This window comes from uncultured Sphingorhabdus sp., from assembly GCF_937872355.1.
GTDB lineage: Bacteria > Pseudomonadota > Alphaproteobacteria > Sphingomonadales > Sphingomonadaceae > Sphingorhabdus_B.
This window is the reverse complement of record NZ_CALMSV010000152.1, coordinates 1-16463: the sequence shown is the minus strand read 5'-3', so window position 1 is coordinate 16463 and position 16463 is coordinate 1. Positions and strand designations below refer to the sequence as shown.

General features: G+C 59.8%; 21 protein-coding genes and 1 pseudogene. 6 read left to right on the top strand and 16 right to left on the bottom strand.

Annotated features, from left to right (window positions below; genetic code table 11):
- The 4 genes from Q0239_RS09765 to Q0239_RS09750 form a co-directional block, all read right to left on the bottom strand.
- Positions 1-345 (bottom strand): TrbC/VirB2 family protein (locus Q0239_RS09765; RefSeq protein WP_298601930.1); only part of this gene is annotated, 345 nt, incomplete at its 3' end.
- Entirely contained in the window at positions 342-1220 is an 879-nt protein-coding gene (gene trbB / locus Q0239_RS09760; protein WP_298601928.1) for a P-type conjugative transfer ATPase TrbB, read from the bottom strand. The genes Q0239_RS09765 and trbB, both read right to left, overlap by 4 nt.
- Before the next feature lie 202 nt (positions 1221-1422).
- Positions 1423-2070, bottom strand: coding sequence for an SOS response-associated peptidase (locus Q0239_RS09755; protein ID WP_298601925.1), 648 nt, complete (start codon positions 2068-2070; stop codon positions 1423-1425).
- Between the two features lie 38 nt (positions 2071-2108).
- Entirely contained in the window at positions 2109-2777 is a 669-nt protein-coding gene (locus tag Q0239_RS09750; protein WP_298601922.1) for an SOS response-associated peptidase family protein, read from the bottom strand.
- Between the two features lie 123 nt (positions 2778-2900).
- Here Q0239_RS09750 and Q0239_RS09745 point away from each other — a divergent pair, with 123 nt between their 5' ends.
- Both Q0239_RS09745 and Q0239_RS09740 read left to right on the top strand, forming a co-directional pair.
- A complete protein-coding gene (locus Q0239_RS09745; RefSeq protein ID WP_298601919.1) occupies positions 2901-3104 on the top strand; it encodes a hypothetical protein in 204 nt (67 codons plus the stop codon).
- Positions 3101-3400, top strand: coding sequence for a hypothetical protein (locus tag Q0239_RS09740; RefSeq protein ID WP_298601916.1), 300 nt, complete (start codon positions 3101-3103; stop codon positions 3398-3400). Before Q0239_RS09745 ends, Q0239_RS09740 begins: the two co-directional genes overlap by 4 nt.
- A 523-nt stretch (positions 3401-3923) precedes the next feature.
- Here Q0239_RS09740 and Q0239_RS09735 read toward each other — a convergent pair.
- From Q0239_RS09735 to Q0239_RS09700, 8 genes are all read right to left on the bottom strand, one after another.
- On the bottom strand, positions 3924-4268 hold the full coding sequence (locus Q0239_RS09735; protein ID WP_298601913.1) for a hypothetical protein: 345 nt from the start codon (positions 4266-4268) through the stop codon (positions 3924-3926).
- Positions 4265-4834 carry a hypothetical protein gene (locus Q0239_RS09730; protein WP_298601910.1) on the bottom strand — a complete coding sequence of 190 codons (570 nt, stop codon included), beginning with the start codon at positions 4832-4834 and terminating at the stop codon, positions 4265-4267. The genes Q0239_RS09735 and Q0239_RS09730 overlap by 4 nt, the downstream gene beginning before the upstream one ends.
- Positions 4831-5139, bottom strand: coding sequence for a PadR family transcriptional regulator (locus Q0239_RS09725; RefSeq protein ID WP_298601907.1), 309 nt, complete (start codon positions 5137-5139; stop codon positions 4831-4833). Before Q0239_RS09725 ends, Q0239_RS09730 begins: the two co-directional genes overlap by 4 nt.
- Before the next feature lie 174 nt (positions 5140-5313).
- Entirely contained in the window at positions 5314-5652 is a 339-nt protein-coding gene (locus Q0239_RS09720) for a GFA family protein (RefSeq protein ID WP_298601904.1), read from the bottom strand.
- Positions 5653-5831: 179 nt separating this feature from the next.
- Complete coding sequence (locus Q0239_RS09715; RefSeq protein WP_298601901.1) at positions 5832-6563, bottom strand: DUF6602 domain-containing protein; 732 nt, start codon at positions 6561-6563, stop codon at positions 5832-5834.
- A 2-nt stretch (positions 6564-6565) separates the two neighbouring features.
- A complete protein-coding gene (locus tag Q0239_RS09710) occupies positions 6566-7510 on the bottom strand; it encodes an ATP-binding protein (RefSeq protein ID WP_298601898.1) in 945 nt (314 codons plus the stop codon).
- Positions 7510-8028, bottom strand: coding sequence for a hypothetical protein (locus Q0239_RS09705; protein ID WP_298601895.1), 519 nt, complete (start codon positions 8026-8028; stop codon positions 7510-7512). Before Q0239_RS09705 ends, Q0239_RS09710 begins: the two co-directional genes overlap by 1 nt.
- 4 nt (positions 8029-8032) lie before the next feature.
- Positions 8033-8998: a CBASS oligonucleotide cyclase gene (locus Q0239_RS09700; RefSeq protein WP_298601892.1), complete on the bottom strand. Its 966-nt coding sequence runs from the start codon at positions 8996-8998 to the stop codon at positions 8033-8035.
- Between the two features lie 164 nt (positions 8999-9162).
- Between Q0239_RS09700 and Q0239_RS09695 the strand changes: the two genes are divergently transcribed.
- Genes Q0239_RS09695 through Q0239_RS09680 form a run of 4 tightly spaced genes read left to right on the top strand, consistent with a single transcriptional unit; the run spans position 9163 to position 11399 of the window.
- Entirely contained in the window at positions 9163-9369 is a 207-nt protein-coding gene (locus Q0239_RS09695; RefSeq protein WP_298601889.1) for a transcriptional regulator, read from the top strand.
- Positions 9366-9986, top strand: a complete 621-nt coding sequence (locus Q0239_RS09690; protein ID WP_298601886.1) for a GNAT family N-acetyltransferase — start codon at positions 9366-9368, stop codon at positions 9984-9986. The genes Q0239_RS09695 and Q0239_RS09690 overlap by 4 nt, the downstream gene beginning before the upstream one ends.
- A 4-nt stretch (positions 9987-9990) precedes the next feature.
- The gene (locus Q0239_RS09685) at positions 9991-10491 is read left to right on the top strand and encodes a helix-turn-helix transcriptional regulator (RefSeq protein ID WP_298601884.1); all 501 of its coding nucleotides are present in this window, start codon (positions 9991-9993) and stop codon (positions 10489-10491) included.
- The gene (locus Q0239_RS09680) at positions 10488-11399 is read left to right on the top strand and encodes a hypothetical protein (protein WP_298601880.1); all 912 of its coding nucleotides are present in this window, start codon (positions 10488-10490) and stop codon (positions 11397-11399) included. The genes Q0239_RS09685 and Q0239_RS09680 overlap by 4 nt, the downstream gene beginning before the upstream one ends.
- A gap of 150 nt (positions 11400-11549) precedes the next feature.
- Here the strand turns inward: Q0239_RS09680 and Q0239_RS09675 are convergent, their stop codons facing one another.
- From Q0239_RS09675 to Q0239_RS09660, 4 genes and pseudogenes are all read right to left on the bottom strand, one after another.
- A complete protein-coding gene (locus Q0239_RS09675; protein ID WP_298601877.1) occupies positions 11550-11975 on the bottom strand; it encodes a CopG family transcriptional regulator in 426 nt (141 codons plus the stop codon).
- Between the two features lie 2 nt (positions 11976-11977).
- Positions 11978-13981, bottom strand: coding sequence for a conjugal transfer protein TraG (locus Q0239_RS09670; RefSeq protein WP_298601874.1), 2004 nt, complete (start codon positions 13979-13981; stop codon positions 11978-11980).
- A 109-nt stretch (positions 13982-14090) separates the two neighbouring features.
- Positions 14091-15821: a DUF3363 domain-containing protein gene (locus tag Q0239_RS09665; RefSeq protein WP_298601871.1), complete on the bottom strand. Its 1731-nt coding sequence runs from the start codon at positions 15819-15821 to the stop codon at positions 14091-14093.
- 259 nt (positions 15822-16080) lie between these two features.
- Positions 16081-16463, bottom strand: a pseudogene (locus tag Q0239_RS09660) (lytic transglycosylase domain-containing protein); the annotation flags it as partial.

The following is a 16463-nucleotide window of genomic DNA, read 5'->3' as shown; positions in this document are numbered from 1 at the left end:
GCTCAACGGCGGCGAACCACGGCGGGCGGTCGCCCGGGCCGCCGGGCGGCGCGTGCACCGCGAGGCGGACCCACACCCCCACCCCGCCCGCGCGAGCGGGGAAGGCCACGACCCAGACCTCGAAGTGCCCCGGACCGCCGGCGTCCGGCCCGGGGCGTTGATGATGACCCCCGCCATGATCTTGGCGACCGGTCCCTGGATCGATTCGAGGATCGACTGGAGCGGCGCTTCCCACGGCATCGACGATCCCGCCGCATGGGCTGGCGTCGAAATCGCGAGCGCCAAGAACGCTCCCAGCGCGAGCGTGGAAGCGCGGTCGCGCAGACGGGACAGGGTTTTGGTCATTGGCAGGTTCCTTGTGCTTGAGGGAAAAGGGGGGAGATGGCGTAGTCGCCGTTGGGAGCCAGCCCATCGACGCGGACCCGCTGTTCGAGCCGCCGCAGCGTGCCGAGCGCGGTTCCGGCGTGGAGGGTGCCGACGCCGCCAGGATGGCCGGTCCCCCAGGCTTTGAGCAAGTCGAGCGCCTCAGCGCCCCGGACTTCGCCGATGGGGATGCGGTCCGGGCGCAGACGCAAGGCCGAACGGACAAGGTCGGAGAGCGAGGCGACGCCATCCTTGGTGCGCAGCGCGACCAGGTTGGGCGCGGCGCATTGCAGTTCGCGCGTGTCTTCGATCAGCACAACGCGGTCTGCGGTCTTGGCGACTTCGGCGAGCAGCGCGTTTGTGAGCGTGGTCTTGCCGGTCGAAGTGCCGCCCGCGACGAGGATGTTGCGCCGCTCGGCAACTGCGCGGGCGAGAAGCTCGGCTTGCGCCTCGGCCATGATCCCGGCAGCGACATAATCGCCCAGCGTAAACACCGCGACGGCAGGCTTGCGGATCGCGAAGCTCGGTGCCGCAACCACAGGCGGCAACAAACCTTCGAACCGCTCTCCGCCTTCGGGCAGCTCCGCCGATACGCGCGGCGCGGCTCCATGAACCTCGGCCCCGACATGGTGCGCGACCAGGCGGATGATCCGCTCGCCGTCGGCAGCGGTCATTGCCACTCCCGTATCGGCGATCCCCTCGCCCAGCCGGTCGATCCACAGCCGGCCGTCCGGGTTGAGCATCACCTCGATAACGGCGGGGTTTTCAAGCCAGTCGGTAATCGCGCTCCCAAGCGCCGTCCGCAGCATCCGCGAACTGCGCGATGCACGTTCGGACCGGATCGGGATGACGCTCATATGGGCCTCGCTTGACGGGGCCGGTCAAGGTGCGACCGGCTAACGAGGCAGAGCAAAAGGGCAGGAAACGGGGCGCAGGCAACAGCAAATTGTAAGCGTCGAAGCCCAGCGCAAAGGCAGAAAGGCTGGCGTAGTCGGCTATGTCAATAAATCGGCAGAATACTCGCAAATCGGGCGCGCACCCGAATCGAGGGATGATTCTTCAGCTTGCGAAAAGGTCGGCCACCGGTGCGCCCTTGCGCTTGACCCAAGGCTCGTCAGTCCGCTTCATCTCGATCAACTCGTCGGGAAAAATGCGATCCTGAAACGCAACTGCGGCCTCGAAATCGCCATGCAACCATTCGTCCCATTCGTGCGCGTGGAGCAGCACCGGCATGCGATCATGCACCGGCTGGATGGCCTTGTTGGCGTCGGTCATCACGCCGGAATAGACCGGCCCCCACTCCCCACTCTCGCGCCAAAGTCCGGCCCATGCGAATAGCTCCTGATCCTTCAACGAAAACCATGTCCGGGTTTTGGCACCTTTAGGCCCCTCGGCCTCGGCAAAGCCGGTAATCGGAATCAGGCAGCGCCATTGCGGCTTAGCGGCCAGCCCCTTCCAAACGGGCTTTCGTAGATCGGCAATATTGTTAACTGGCTTGGGTTTCGAATCCGGCTTCATGAACTTGAGCCGCATCGGAAAACCCCAGATCATCGACTGCATGTCACGCTCGCCCGCGTCCTCTCGCACGACGATGCCCGGCGTGCCGGGATAGACTTCCGTCGGCGCGTTGGTCGCGACCGGGTTCTTGACCCCAAAATGGGCTGCAACTTCCGCTGCCGATTTTCGCATTGTCGTGAGGTTGCACATCTTGTCAGTGTATCAGAGCCTGCTGTGAGCGGAAGTGCCTAGAAATCAAGACCGATTTGCTCGGCTCGATTGAGGAGCGTCGGTGCTTTGCCGCTCCGCCAGCTGTCGTTGGTTGATTGCAGGTCCATGCCGTCAGCCGCCATCGGTTCGCGGAACTGGAAGTGGATTACATCTTCGATGCTGCCATGCAGCCACGGATCATGTTCCGACCGATCAAGTAGCACAGGCATGCGATCGTTGGACGGCTCGACCAATGAATTCGCAGTCATGGTCATCCCGGCAAAAACCGGCCCGACGTCTGGCAAGGTGCGGCAGAATCCGGCCCAAGTCATCATTGGCTCGTCCTTTATCGAGAACCATGTGCGCGTTTTCGAGCCGGGCGCGCCAGCGGGATTGGCGAAATGGGTAAGCGGAATGAGGCAGCGATATTGTGGATCGACCACCATCCTATCCCACATCGGATTGGTCAGATCGGCAACCAAACCGACCAGGCCAAGCTCATTTCCGCGCAACCGAGCTTCTCGCGTCAATCGGGGAAACCACCATTGCAGCGAACGGATGACACGGCGCCCTTCGCGTTCGATCACGACAAGACCGGGCAATCCCTCGATGGTCTCCGGCGGCACGGTGATATTGGACGGGCGTTCCGTGTCGAACCACTCGGCGACTTTGGCCATCGTGCGCAGCACAGCGAACAATCTGGACATTGAGCACCCTCTCAATCGACTCGCGAACCCGGCCATAGCACAAAGCTTGACCCATGTTCTACATACGTTCTACACAACTCGCCTGCGCCCGCTGGCGCTGATTCGACATCATGGAGTTAAGAAATGCAGCACGACCTGCAGCTGCGCGCGGCTGCGCGCGCGATTTACGACGCCTGTTATCCAAGCGAGGATTGGGCTCCGGTCGGGTTTGACGAGGCGGAGCGCCGTGGAACTATCCATTATCGCCAAGCCGCAGATGCTGCCTTGCGAGCGCGGACCTATTTCGCGGGCCAAGGCTGTCAACTCACTTTGTTCGCAGACCAATGACAAGGCGTAAGGGCGAACATCCGGTCAAGAAGTCGCTGGTCAAACTCACGGATTCATCGCCGGTCATGCGAATGTTGGCAGATGGAGATCATTGGTTTTACGCTTGGGTCGCTTCGAGCTGTACGCCTTGGCCGCGTTTGTCGAAGATCACCGGTATTCCGATTGGGCGGCTTAGCGCGATCAGCAGTGGAGATTATGTGTCTCGCGCTGAAATCGACGCCTTTTCCCGCGCCTGGTCGGTTAGCGCTACCGATCTTATTGGCACGCTTCCCGATGAATCGTTGGTGGTCGATTAGTGACGCGGTTCGACGCCGATGGATGCAGCGTCCCTGAAACGCTTTTCGAAGCAGCCGCATGGCATTTTGCGACCGTTGCGACTTGTCGGCGCTGTCGTTCGGAAGGCGTGTTTGAGGCGGGAGGGCTATGGTTGCTTTTTGAGCGTAACCATTGGGACTCGACATTTCCGGCGGTCGCCCGGCGACTGAGATGCCGCGCGTGTGGTGGGAGGGCCACGATGCGGGCCGACCGAAGAGCAAACCCATCAATTGCCTTGCCACTTCCGCCAGATGCGGAATGGCGGCGTGTCGTCAGCCGGTTTCGGAGTTGAGTTCGTGCAAGGATACCTCAGCGCCGCATTGCCACTTAAGGCGATGGACGGCTGCGCTCGCTAACATTTCCGCCGTTCATTCAGCCTTTGGCGTTCCTCTAAACCTGCCGTCCGTTCAGCAGTCAGATCACGACCGTTTTGTTGGGGAGTCTCGACAGTCCGCTTTTGGCCGCCAATCATGAAAAGCAGACGTTCGCCTAGAGTGGTGCTTGCTATGAAATAGGTGCAAATTTAGCCCGGACGACGCACAGCGCCAGCCCGGCAAACAGCAGTCCGCCCAAAATCACCTGAGGCCCTGGAAGCACGATCCAGGCGGCGGCGAAAAATCCGGTCATCATCAGGTTAATGAGCAACTTCGCATATTGACCAGCCCGGTTCACCGGATTGGCGGTGATCAGATTCGCCGCTGCGCCGATAACAATCGCAAATCCGGTGCCAACAAACCAAAGGGCGTCAACCGTCCAATTGGGGTATATCGCCATGCTCAACGCAAGGTGAGCAAGTCCAAGCAGACCAGTGGCACTTGCCAGAATGAGAGTAACGCGACGCTGTGTCATCCAGCAAGTCCTTTCTGTTTTTCGACCCAGCGTGGAACGCCAGTCGCAATCAAAATCGCTGCAAGAAGAATGAAGACATACTCGATAGCAATTGCCCTATAGAAATGAGCATGGATGCTTTGCGGAACAAACTTATCCGCTCCAAGAGCAACAAGGCCAGCAAACACAGTGACCGGTGCAGCCAAAAAAACGGCGACGCGCAGGCCTTTTGCAGCCATTAGCAATGCACCGACAGCAATTACTGCCGCGGCAAAATAGGCAAGCGTGGACGGCGTTGCAGCACCAAAGGCGGCGAGCCGTCCGGCCAAGCGAAGATGGAGGCCGCTCCATGCTACAGCGCCCAGAACCAGTGTCCAGCGTGCGGCCCCAAGGACGGTCTCCGGCATCGACACGCGCACCCGCACTATCGCCAACAAACAGCCGAGAGCGAAAGATACCGCATTGCTATCGGAAACAAAGTACATTTCTGCTTGCATTGCCTGCAACCAATCCCGCCTTTCCGGCGGCGACAGCTTCATAGCCAATCGAAATACAATTGGGATGATTTGATCCGAAACAGAGGTCATGCAAACGCTCCCTCAACGCCAGCTGGAAATGATGCATTCGCTGATCGCATTTGCTCGGCAAGCGCTATTCCGGCCTTAGTCAAGCGGTAAGCGTGTCGTGGCGGGCGACCCGCTTGTCGCGAAGGATGCCATTCTGCATCCAGCAATCCTTGATCATGCAACCGAATCAGCAAGGGATAAAGCGTACCCGACTTGAGGTTTGTTTCTTTGATCAGATCATACCCATAGCGCCAGGTAAGCGGGCTTTTGAGGAATGCCAACAAGACCGTCCGGGTCTGATGCGAGGTGTTGCTACGCCGTGCCATTTCTATTATCTATATATATAGAGTTTGTGTTGCAAGCCTCTTCTTCTGTTCGCGTCGAGCTTTCGATATCGCACAATTGTGCCACGGGTTGAACGAGATCGGCAGGTTTTGATGCCTTGGGAAAGGGGGTAAATGTCCGCTAACTTGTCGGAATCTGACTCTTTTGGTTCTCTCTCAGTAAGACGCGCCATCGACGAGACGACGTGGCAGATCACGCCACAAATCAGGTTCAAACATCCTGAGATTAACGCCCATGCGCGCATAGGTGGGATCGGTCGCTGTCCAATGAGTGGTGCAGCCACAGTCCGGGCAGTGCCATGTGTCTAGCGAACGGTCACCATGCTGGTAGGCAACGCCCTCTCCCCCGACAGAGATCAAGTCCGGCGAGCAATAGTGCCACAATCCAGCGGTGCGCCGGCAAATCGAACAATTGCATTCGCTGACCTCGATTGGTTCGTCACTCAATGTCAGACGAATACGCCCGCAATGGCAGCTGCCGTGATGCTCGATCATCGTCGCTTCCTTCCACGTCAAGTGTTATGAACGTCCGCTTTTATAGCTCTGCAGGTTCAACGCAACGACCAAAATGTCGTCGCTGGCAGACGCAGCGGATAAACCGTCGGCGTGGCTGATGTCGCCAACTTTCCGGACGTTCAGACCCACGTTTGATAGTCGCAATTGCGGTCGTTCGTTCAATCCAACTCAACATCAAGCCATTTTGCATAGGCGCGAACGTCAATCATCGGGACGGTTGCCATCTGTTGCAGTCGGGCAATCAGCTCAAACAGAAAGGCTGTCGCTGGCTTGGCCATAGGGGAAAGGTCAAATCCGCCTTCTTTGGAGTAGTCGAAAACGCCATGTGCTGCCACACAGCCCAGATCAATGCGCTCTGTGTCGGTTGCTTGGTTGAGAGCGCGCGTCAAAGCGTCTCCCAATCCGGGAGACCAGTCGCTTTCAAAGGTGAGCAATCCACCGAGAATGTGCGGCAAGGGTTTGGGGTCATATGTTCCACCGGCATGAGGGATACGTAGGCTCGTGCGGTGCAGCTCTCGCACGCTTCTGATCTTCTTGTGCGCATAGTCTACTTGCTCGGCATTGATCGCCTGCTTGGCCTCGAAAACCGCATAGACGCTTTCGGCAGGGACGACCATCGCGCCCTCAAAGTTGAAGATGAACGGTGTGTATTGACGGTCGAAGATCACTACATCGATCTGGTCGCTGAACTGGCCGTTGCTGTCGACGACATGGGCGGATTCGGTGCAGTAGCGGACAGGCAGATAGGTTTGCAGCATCCTTAGCCAAATGGCTTCGCTTGCATTCCCCTTAGTGCCCGGATGCGCGAGATTCGCGCGTGAGATCGCCAGCTTGCTCTGAATATCGTCATGGAGTCCGGACAGGATTTTTGGCAGGGACCAGTCGCTCATGATCAGCCATCCGATCGGTCGATGAAGGGAGGAGTTGGTTTCATGGCAGTTGCAATGGCAAGCGCGCGTTCGCCGCTGATTGGTCCAGCGGGATAGGCATCGAGTACAATATTCGGGATCAGCCGTTGCGTCAGGTCCGAATAGGTGAAGCCATAGTCCGGGCCGCCCTTCCGGGGGCCCGTCGCGGCGACCAGTGCATTGATGGCTTTCTCGCTAAACCCAGCGTCAGCAAGGTGGCTATGAATGGCGTGATGCCGTTGATCGTCACCTGGCCGGTCAAATTCAAGAACGTCAGCAGCGCGCCGCCTCACTGCCGGGTCTAACGCGTTTAGCCGGTTGGTGCACATGATAACAGCCGCCGGAAGCTTGGCATTGGCTAGGCGGTCTACGCCCCGGATGAAGGCGTTGACGCCTGCTCGATCTTCATGGTGCATCTGTGCGGATTCGCGTGACTGTGCGAGCGCATCGGCTTCATCCACGAGCATGATGACCGCACCGCGAGCGCGGCCCGATTCCGATTTGAGCGTCTTCGCTGCATCGAACGTGTGATCGAACGCGGCTGAGAGCAGCTGGGTCATTTCACCGACCCGGCCTTGACCGCGGGTGGACAGGCTCAGGGGGAATAGAGTGATGTCAATCTTCTCTTGGCGCGCCACTGCGTCGCCAATCGTCTCTGCGAGCTCGGTTTTGCCCGAGCCAACATCACCTGCTAGGATTACAAGCGGCGGGCGCCGTAAGACCGTGTCGAGCAAGCCTAAAGCGTCAGGGTGATGGCGTCCGAGCCATTGGCTAATCCCTGCGGGATTGACCAGAAGTCCAAGAATTTTTGAAAGACGCGCCTTTTGATCATCAAGGCCGATCAGCTGTGCAAGGCGCTGCTGTGGTTCGAAGTCGGGATAGGTGATGCGCCGTTCGAACAATGCATCGAGAGGCTGTGCTTGATTCATCAATAGCTCCTGACTGTTGCACGCTGGAGCGCACGTCCACCAGCGGAGTAGATTTTGTCTTCACTGAGATAACCACTGACCCCGGGCTGTGGCGCATCGCTTCTAGAGAAGGGCAAACCAGCCTCGAATGCGTCTTGCTCAGCCTGGCTCAGGCGAAACCAAGAAGAGCTGTAGCAAAGAAAGCTCTTGAAGGTCGCGCCACTTACATCAGCACCTGGACGGACCCGCCCCGGATCATTGTCGTCGGCCGATCCGCCCATCAGATCGCGTGCAGTATATTGTAGCGTCGGCTCAATCCACTTCCCGTCGCGCTGAAAGCCATAGGAGACGCTTTCGAGATAGCCCGCCTTTATCAGCGCCGTCGCCTCGGCCTCGAATTGCGCGATGCGTGTATCGGTCGGTCCACCGGGGTAGAGGCGCTGGAGACGTTTCAGGTCGGTTGCCACTTTAGCGGCCATATGACGCGCATGGGTGACGGTGAAGGTCGAACTCTCGGTGAAGCTAAATGCGCTAGACATGGCGTTATCCCTGGAATGCTGAGCCAAAGACCTTCTGCCAATAGGCGACGGTCAATTGCTTGTTTGGTGCTGCAAGTGCGGCATCGATTGCGTCCCCAGCGTCAAGGGCGGCATCGACAATGGCGTCGGCATTTGCGGACGTGTAGAGCCGTCCGACATTGTTGGCGGCATTCACCGGATCTATGATTTTGACCGGACAATTGAGCGCCGGAACGTCGGAGGGTCGGTAATAGTCCGAAAAGACGATCAGCTCGCGCATATCGCTGCGCGCGACATAGGTGAAAAAATGCTGGAGTGCCTCGGGATAGTCTGCAAAGTCGAGTCCATCGTCGCACAGCTTTGCAAGAATCATCTCGATCATGAAGGATTTGAAGCGAAATCCCTCACGCTCTTGCTTCATCAACCGCGCCCAATATTTAACCAACCTGACGACTTGGGCAAAATGCTTCTCCTGCACACGCTTGCGCTTGGCCGCGAAGTCCAGATGGAGCGGAATGCTGGTTTCGAGAAATGAGCCATCGTCCTGGCTGACCAGATTGCCATACCATTGCGGGTCGCCCGCATAGAGAATGGGCACGACATCGACGTCCAGTCCGCTACCGCGGAAAGACACGGTCACGGAGTAGGTTTGCGGTTGGACTTGCTCGGGGCTGAAATTGGGGAAAGCCTTGCGCAACCGTTCTGCGAGATATTCGAGGAGCTTGACGATGTCCTGCGGCGCGTCTGCCCCACTGATGTAGCAAGCAACATCAATATCATTGAGTGATCTGAGGGCCGTGCCCTTGGCCAAGCTTCCCGATAGCATCATCTTCTTGAGCGTGAAATCGGGATGTTCGCCAACATAGGTCTCGAGCTTTTCACGCAATCGGCGAGCTTGCGCACGATACTCGTCGGCCTTGTCCTTGGGCAGATTGACCCGGTCTTGGGCGAAAGCGACGATGTCGCGATGATCGATATGCTGGCGTGCCATGCGAACCCTGTTCTGATGATGCGACTCGCGGAGTATGCGAGCGTCGTGCTAAGCACATAGTAGCTATTTATTAGCTATACAATACATATCCTGCGGCTAATTCCTGTTGACGAATCGGGGATAAGCTGTTAGGGGCCTTCTGGAAAAGGAGGCTTGAGTCCATTATGAAACGCACCATGACCCTCAACCTCACTGAGCTCGAAATGCGTGTTTTGGATGCGCTTTCGCTCCGGAAGGATTTGAGCAAGACGGCCGTCTTGCGACAGGCCTTGCGCCTTTATCAAACGGTCGATGCCCGGGTGGAAAAGGGTGACAAGCTTTTGTTCGAGAATGAGCAAACGAAGGAGAAGGCGGAGCTCATGCTCTTGTGAGCGCCGAGATATCTCGGATCTACCTGCTCGATGCGGCAACCGGCGGAGCCGTTGAAGCCGAGTTGCGAGACGCCATAGAAGCCGAGAACCTCAACGACTGGCAGACCAAATGGCAGCCGGCCTTGCTGGGCGTCTTGCAGGGTCTGGCCCGCAAGGGCGTCCCGCAGGCGCAATGGCCGCAAAGTTGGCACTGGAACTGGCAGGAGAAGACAGCCCGAGTGTCTGGCCTGCTCGCTTATAAAGGGTTCAGTATTGTCGCCCTGGGCGAAACCCAAGGGCTTGCCCAAATCGACCTCACCAAGTCTGCACGGATTCTGGGAGAGGCAGGAAAGCCGATTGTCTATATCGACTATCTCGAAGCAGCGCCCTGGAATCGGCCTGAACTCGGAGGATCGGCACGCCTTCGCGGCGTCGGCACGGCGCTGATCACTGCGGCCGTTTTCCTGAGCCTGGAAGAAGGCTTCAAAGGCAGGATTGGGCTTCATTCACTGCCGCAGGCCGACACATTTTATCGCGACCGTTGCGGCATGACCGATCTCGGTCCCGACCCTGATTGTCAGAATCTGAGATATTTTGAATTTACGCCTGGCCAAGCCGGGACGTTTCTGGAGGAATAGCGCCATGATCATTGATCGCTCAAAAGAATGGTGGCTGGCCCGTGCGGCCCGTGAAGGTAACGCAGCGGTTAGCGCTGGACTGCTGGCCATCGATCCTGTGGCTGAAACGCACTCGGCAACGGAACAGCCGGTGTCGGCTGAAGAGAACAGAATTGCCTTTGGAAAATTTGTCAATCTGATGCGCCGCCAGCAGGGGTATTCGATTGAGAAGCTTGCCGATGAAGCTGATCTCGATGCGAGCGAAGTGCTCGTCATCGAGGACGATGTCCATTATCTGCCGGAGCCGCGCACGGTCTACAAACTTGCGCAGATATTCAAGGTCCCACAGGGCAAGCTGATGGAACTGGCAGGGCTAGTTGTCGCCAACGATGATGATTTACGCCGCGAAGCCGTGCGCTTTGCAGCACGTTCGGAATCGATGGAGCGGTTGACATCGGCCGAAAGCGAAGCACTTGCAGCCTTCGTCGCTGTGCTCAGCAAACGTGATGGTAAGGCGGGCAATTGAAGAACATCGATTTAGGGGGGCGGACCGCTGCTGACATAGACGGGCAGATCGCCAAGATTCTCAAAGGTCTTGGCAATCCCGAGCCACCGCTCGATCTTAGGCATGTGCGCGAGTTGCTTAAGCTTGACCGCAAATATTACAGCACGACCGACGACAGCCTGCTTCGAGAAATGCGGTCACGGCTTACGGTGATGGGAAAGCAAGTACTTTTACGGCCAACGATCCTTGGCGATGCAGTGCGGACGCTCAACCTGAAAGCTATGTTTTTCCCTGACGAAAAGCGGATCATGCTCGACAAGGATGTGCCAATACTGAAGCACCGTTGGAACGAAGCCCACGAAATAGGGCACAGTGTCATACCCTGGCATGACGGCATGATGTTTGGCGACAATGAGCATAGCCTGACACCTGTTTGCCACGAGCGGATCGAAGCCGAAGCCAATTATGCCGCGGGCCAGTTACTGTTCATGTCGGATCGCTTTCGCGAGCAGGCCATATCAAGCCTACCAAGCCTCGATTTTGTGAAGGCATTGAGTAAGGATTTTGGGAACACCATCACCTCGACGCTTTGGCGGCTTGTCGAATATGGTCATGGTGGTCGGCCGATGGTAGCGCTTGTCAGTGGCCATCCTCATCCGGCTCGCCGTAAACATGATTTTGATGCCAACGATCCTTGCCGTTACTGTGTGGAGTCGACCGACTTTCGGGCGAGATTTGCTTACACGGAGAAGGTCATCTTCGAAGCCGTTTCCGACTATTGTTCGGCAAGCCAAGGCGGGACCATTGGGCAAGAGGAACTGATTCTGACGGATCGAAATGGCGACCGCCACCGCTTTCTGTTTGAAACATTTTTCAACCGCCACGATGCATTGACATTGGGCTACTGGCTGAGGGCGGAAGCTGGATAAGACATAATTGGCATCGAGCCTCTTGCTGTGCTCTGACTTGGCATTGTTACTCCTACCATCCGCTCCCTAGCCACTCTTTTGCTTAGATGAACCTATGGCAGCTTGAGCCATTTCGCCCTCAAAAGGAGACTGTCGGCAGCGTCCAACATTTCAGCCGTCCACGCCCTCTCCACGCACGTCCTCGGCAATTTCCTGCCGCACCTTTGGTCCTTTTGCCAATCGTCGTCCAAGTGCGGCCATGAAGTTATCGTACCGTTCGCCTCCTTGCTTTCGCAGCAGAGCGCGTTCGCCTTCCGGCGGCGGCGGCGCGTTGGACATCCAGAACCGCACAAACATCGCAATCATCTCGACCGCAATCCCCACATCGCGTTCCAGCCGGTTCATGCGCCGGTCGAGCTGGTCGAGCCGCTTGGTCACCGCCGCCTCGCGCGCCTCGTCGGCGTCGGGCGACAGGGACTGGGCTATGGCCGCCTCCGCGTTCAGCGCACGCGACCGGTCGCGCCGGTCGGCGTAGGCGGCGAGCGCTTCCATCGTTTCGGGGGCGAGATAGACCGAGAGGCGGGCTTTGACCGGCATGGTCAAAGGTCCATCCCGTCATCAGGGTCCAATGCCGCACGGCGGGCGTTCATGGCTTGGTCCTGCACTACCCGCTGGATGCGCGCGGCATCGGTCGCTGCATCCGGCTCGTCGGGCTCGAACTCGTTGGCGGGCGGTGGCGGCAAGGGTGGCGAGATATCGACATGCGCGTCCATCATCGGCTCACGGCGCAGGTCTGCATTCTCGGCATCGTCGTCTTGTGAATGCTTGGCCGGTTCGGGCGCTTCGACGGGAATTTGGACTGGCGGCGCTGCGATTGGCGCTCGCCCGCTCCAATCATCCGGCCTCGGCGGTCCCGCACCCGGCTTGGCCTTGGGCGGCGGCAGCACCCGGCTCTTCATGCGTGGGTCTTGATAGTAACGCGCCTTTTTGGCCCGGATCGGCTGGACACCGGCGACCATGACGATTTCGTCGTCTGGCGGGAGTTGCATGATCTCGCCGGGGGTCAGGAGCGCGCGGGCGGTTTCCGAGCGTGACACCATCAAATGCCCCAGCCAAGGCGACAAGCGGTGGCCGGCATAGTTCTTCATCGCGCGCAATTCGGTGGCGGTGCCGAGCGCGTCGGACACCCGTTTGGCGGTGCGCTCGTCATTGGTCGCAAAGCTGACCCGGACATGGCAGTTGTCGAGGATCGAATTGTTCTGGCCGTAAGCCTTTTCGATCTGATTGAGCGATTGGGCGATCAAGAAAGCCTTGATCCCGTAGCCCGCCATGAAGGCGAGCGCGCTTTCGAAGAAGTCGAGCCGCCCCAGCGCCGGAAACTCGTCGAGCATGAGCAGCAACCGCTGGCGGCTTTGCTTCGCGTGCAAATCCTCGGTCAGCCGCCGCCCGATCTGATTGAGGACCAGCCGGATCAGCGGCTTGGTGCGGCTGATGTCTGAAGGCGGCACGACCAGGTAGAGCGTGACCGGATGCTTGCCCGTCACAAGATCGGCGATGCGCCAGTCGCATTGCCGTGTCACCTGCGCCACCACCGGGTCGCGGTAGAGGCCGAGGAACGACATAGCGGTGGACAGCACCCCGGAGCGTTCGTTGGCCGATTTGTTGAGCAGCTCGCGCGCGGCGGAAGCCACGACGGGGTGAACGCCCGCCTCGCCCAGATGCGGCGTGGTCATCATTGCGCGGAGCGTGGATTCGATCGGTTGCTTGGGATCGGAGAGGAAGGCGCCGACCCCGGCGAGCGTCTTGTCCTTGCCCGCGTACAGAACGTGGAGGATCGCGCCGACCAGCAGCGCGTGGCTGGTCTTTTCCCAATGGTTGCGCTTCTCGAGACTGCCTTCGGGATCGACCAGCACGTCGGCGACGTTCTGGACGTCGCGCACTTCCCATTCGCCTTTGCGGATTTCGAGGAGCGGGTTGTAGGCGGCGGAGGCCGCATTGGTGGGATCGAACAGCAGGACGCGCCCGTAGGTCGAGCGGAAGCCTGCGGTCAATTCCCAATTCTCGCCCTTGATGTCGTGGACGATTGCCGAGCCGGGCCAGGTCAGCAAAGTCGGGATGACCAGCCCGACGCCCTTGCCGCTCCGCGTTGGCGCATAGCACAGCACATGCTCCGGGCCGTCGTGGCGCAGATAGAGGTTGCCCAACTTGCCGAGCAGGACGCCTTTGTCGTCGAGCAGACCGGCGCGGCGGACTTCGGCTGGCTTGGCCCAGCGCGCCGAGCCATAGGTCTCGGCATTCTTGATCTCGCGCGCCCGCCAGACCGACATGCCGATGGCGACGACGATGGCGACCATCCCGCCTGACACGGCGATGATGCCGCCCGTGTCGAAGATGTGCGGGGCGTAAGCGTCGAAGACGAACCACCACCAGAAGAAGTCGTGAGGATGATAGATGCGCCAGCCAAACAGCGTGAACCAGGGCTCGCCCAGTTCGGGCTGAAAACCAAGCGCCGAGGCGGTCCATTGCGTTGCCGACCAGATGCCGGTCAGCACGATCAGGAACACCGCGATAACCTGGCCCCAGAGTATTTTCGTCGCTTGCATGGTTCGTCCTTCAAAAATCAGATTGATCAGTTCGTGATCACTGCCGGTTCAAGCGAATTTGGCCGCACGGAAGGGCTGGCGCACGAAGAGCGGGGCTGGCGTATGTGCCTCACAGCCCCAGTCCCCGCCCGCGGCCGAACGACCAATCGACTCCGCCGTCGCCGCGCATCACGCCCGAGATGTGCTTGCCGATCTGGTTGTCGAGCGAATGCGACCAAGGGACGAGTTGAAAGCCGAGGCCGTTGTCGATCATGGCGAAGCGCCCCGACGCCAAAGTGAGGCGCTGCCGCACCGTCCCCGTGACATATTCGCCCGACTGCGAAGGCGTGTAGGGAATGCCGATCTCCGCGGCGAGCCGCTGTCCGGCTGCATCGACCTCGCGGGCTTTCAATGTATCGAGCAGATTGCGCGCGAAGATGATGCGCTGCCCCTGCCGCCGCGCCAGACCTTCATCGGCGAGATGCTCGGCGCGCGCTTCCATCGCCTCGCGCACCTCGGCCCCGAAGCCGCCGCCAAGGTCATGCCCGCCTTGCCCCAAGTTCCGGCGGTCGAGCCAGGTCGCGCCGGGGGCGTCGATCTGCTGGTGGAGGTTTATGTCCGAGCGCACTGCGAGCGCGGTGCGGGTGCGGCCTTTGCGATCCTCGAAGCGGCGCAGCTCTACAATGGAGCCCGGCTTGCAATCGGTGGTTGCCTCGATGTCAGAAAAGGTCAGATGATGGGTGCGTCCGTCGATGCCATCGACAATGGCATAGGCGGTCCCCGACAGCTCATCGTGCAGCCCGCGATCGACCAGCTTGCCAATGACCGGTCGGCGTGCGTTACCATCGAGGCAATAGCTCGTCGTGCCACGGTCTAGCCCTCGCTTCGCCATCGTCTCGTGCATCCGCTTGATGATGTCGCCGCGCGTTCCCAATGCGCGCAGTTGCTGCTCGGCATCTCCCGAAAGCGTCCATTGCCCCGGTGCGATCTCGCGGGCCAAGTCGAGCCGTTCGAGCTTGCGAAGCCGCCCCATCCTGAGCGTATGGTCGGCATCGGGCTGGCGGCCAGGTTCGGGCGCCATGTCGATCATCCCGTCGCGCTGGACGCTGCGGGCGAGGTCGCGGTCGATCTCGGTCCAGCGTTCGGCAGCGATCTGGCGTTCGAGCGAGCGGCGGATGTCGATCTCGGTGCGCGGGCCAAGCTCGCGGGTGATCAACTCGCGCGCTCTCCCTCGCATCCCTTCGCGGATATAGTCGCGCGAAATCACGAGGTCTTTGCCATCCTCGTCCACGCCGCGCACGATGACATGGATATGCGGGTGTTCGGTGTTCCAGTGATCGACGGCGGCCCAATCGAGCTTGGTGCCGAGATCCTTTTCCATCTGGCCTATCAGTTCGCGCGTGAACTTTTTGAGGTCGGCCATTTCGAGGGCGTCGTCGGGCGAGACGATGAACCGGAAATGATGCCGGTCATTCTCGCAGCGCTTGGCGAATTCGTCGGCATCGACTTCTTGCCCGTCGATAGTGAAGAGCTGGCCGCGCTCGCCATCGCGGGTGACGCCATCGCGCTGGAGGTAGGAGAGATGCGCGCCAAGCGATGTTCGCGGGTTCATTCTGACCACCCGCGCTTTGATGACCGCACCGCGCGCGCGACTGCCAAGGCGATGTCCGGCGCGGACGCCCGCAACACGGCCACGCCCCGCGGTCGAACGACGCGCGCTGACGATGTTACCGCGCCTTGTAATCAGTCCGCCAGCGAGCTGGGTGGCAACAAGCACCTGGGCGATCGCCGTTCTTGTGCGCTGACGCTTGCTCGAACCGATGCGCCCCGGCCTGATGCGGAAATCGTCCTCGGCGCTCACGGCAAACGCCTGCGCGATGTGCAAGAATCCGGCCTCAATGCTTGGTTTCTGCTGTTCGCGCACATCGCGCGGTTTTTTCGCACCTCGCGAGAGGTGCGGCTAACTCTTTGTGAAACAGGGAAACGACCGGGGGAAGATGGCACCGCACATCGTCCCCTTTTATCCTGCCCTCGCTCCTTTCCTTGCCACTCCATACTTCAAAACTTCCTCGGGACTGCGCCAGCGCCCGCTGGAGCGCGCCAGCGGACGAAGGGGCGGATTATTGGGTTGAGCGCCCGGAAACGGGCGCGAAAAGCCCGTTCAATGGCGCGGGCGGAGCCGCGCGCGGGGGCGAGGCGGAGGCGAGGCTTGGCGTCGCCGAGTTGGTTTCCTCGCTGGAAGTTGATCGCACGGCGAACAGCGACGCCTGCGTCCAGGATGGACGCGGCGGCTGCGTGTTCGGTGTCACCGAGCTGCTGGAAGCGACGAGCGGCGCGGCATCGCCGCCGATCATCGGCGCAAGCCGGGCGACGTAATTCCGCGTCTCGGTGGGCAAGCCCCGTTCGCCGCGCAGATATTGTTCGTAGCGGCCCGGACCCGCATTGTAGGCAGCGAGGAAGCCCGGCGATCCGTAGCGGTCGTGCATCTTGCGAAGGTAGGCAG

Excerpts from the sequence above, each read along its gene's own strand:
- trbB (WP_298601928.1), bottom strand. The coding sequence starts at position 1,220 with ATGAGCGTCATCCCGATCCGGTCCGAACGTGCATCGCGCAGTTCGCGG.
- Q0239_RS09755 (WP_298601925.1), bottom strand. The coding sequence starts at position 2,070 with ATGTGCAACCTCACGACAATGCGAAAATCGGCAGCGGAAGTTGCAGCC.
- Q0239_RS09750 (WP_298601922.1), bottom strand. The coding sequence starts at position 2,777 with ATGTCCAGATTGTTCGCTGTGCTGCGCACGATGGCCAAAGTCGCCGAG.
- Q0239_RS09745 (WP_298601919.1), top strand. The coding sequence starts at position 2,901 with ATGCAGCACGACCTGCAGCTGCGCGCGGCTGCGCGCGCGATTTACGAC.
- Q0239_RS09740 (WP_298601916.1), top strand. The coding sequence starts at position 3,101 with ATGACAAGGCGTAAGGGCGAACATCCGGTCAAGAAGTCGCTGGTCAAA.
- Q0239_RS09735 (WP_298601913.1), bottom strand. The coding sequence starts at position 4,268 with ATGACACAGCGTCGCGTTACTCTCATTCTGGCAAGTGCCACTGGTCTG.
- Q0239_RS09730 (WP_298601910.1), bottom strand. The coding sequence starts at position 4,834 with ATGACCTCTGTTTCGGATCAAATCATCCCAATTGTATTTCGATTGGCT.
- Q0239_RS09725 (WP_298601907.1), bottom strand. The coding sequence starts at position 5,139 with ATGGCACGGCGTAGCAACACCTCGCATCAGACCCGGACGGTCTTGTTG.
- Q0239_RS09720 (WP_298601904.1), bottom strand. The coding sequence starts at position 5,652 with ATGATCGAGCATCACGGCAGCTGCCATTGCGGGCGTATTCGTCTGACA.
- Q0239_RS09715 (WP_298601901.1), bottom strand. The coding sequence starts at position 6,563 with ATGAGCGACTGGTCCCTGCCAAAAATCCTGTCCGGACTCCATGACGAT.
- Q0239_RS09710 (WP_298601898.1), bottom strand. The coding sequence starts at position 7,510 with ATGAATCAAGCACAGCCTCTCGATGCATTGTTCGAACGGCGCATCACC.
- Q0239_RS09705 (WP_298601895.1), bottom strand. The coding sequence starts at position 8,028 with ATGTCTAGCGCATTTAGCTTCACCGAGAGTTCGACCTTCACCGTCACC.
- Q0239_RS09700 (WP_298601892.1), bottom strand. The coding sequence starts at position 8,998 with ATGGCACGCCAGCATATCGATCATCGCGACATCGTCGCTTTCGCCCAA.
- Q0239_RS09695 (WP_298601889.1), top strand. The coding sequence starts at position 9,163 with ATGAAACGCACCATGACCCTCAACCTCACTGAGCTCGAAATGCGTGTT.
- Q0239_RS09685 (WP_298601884.1), top strand. The coding sequence starts at position 9,991 with ATGATCATTGATCGCTCAAAAGAATGGTGGCTGGCCCGTGCGGCCCGT.
- Q0239_RS09675 (WP_298601877.1), bottom strand. The coding sequence starts at position 11,975 with ATGCCGGTCAAAGCCCGCCTCTCGGTCTATCTCGCCCCCGAAACGATG.
- Q0239_RS09670 (WP_298601874.1), bottom strand. The coding sequence starts at position 13,981 with ATGCAAGCGACGAAAATACTCTGGGGCCAGGTTATCGCGGTGTTCCTG.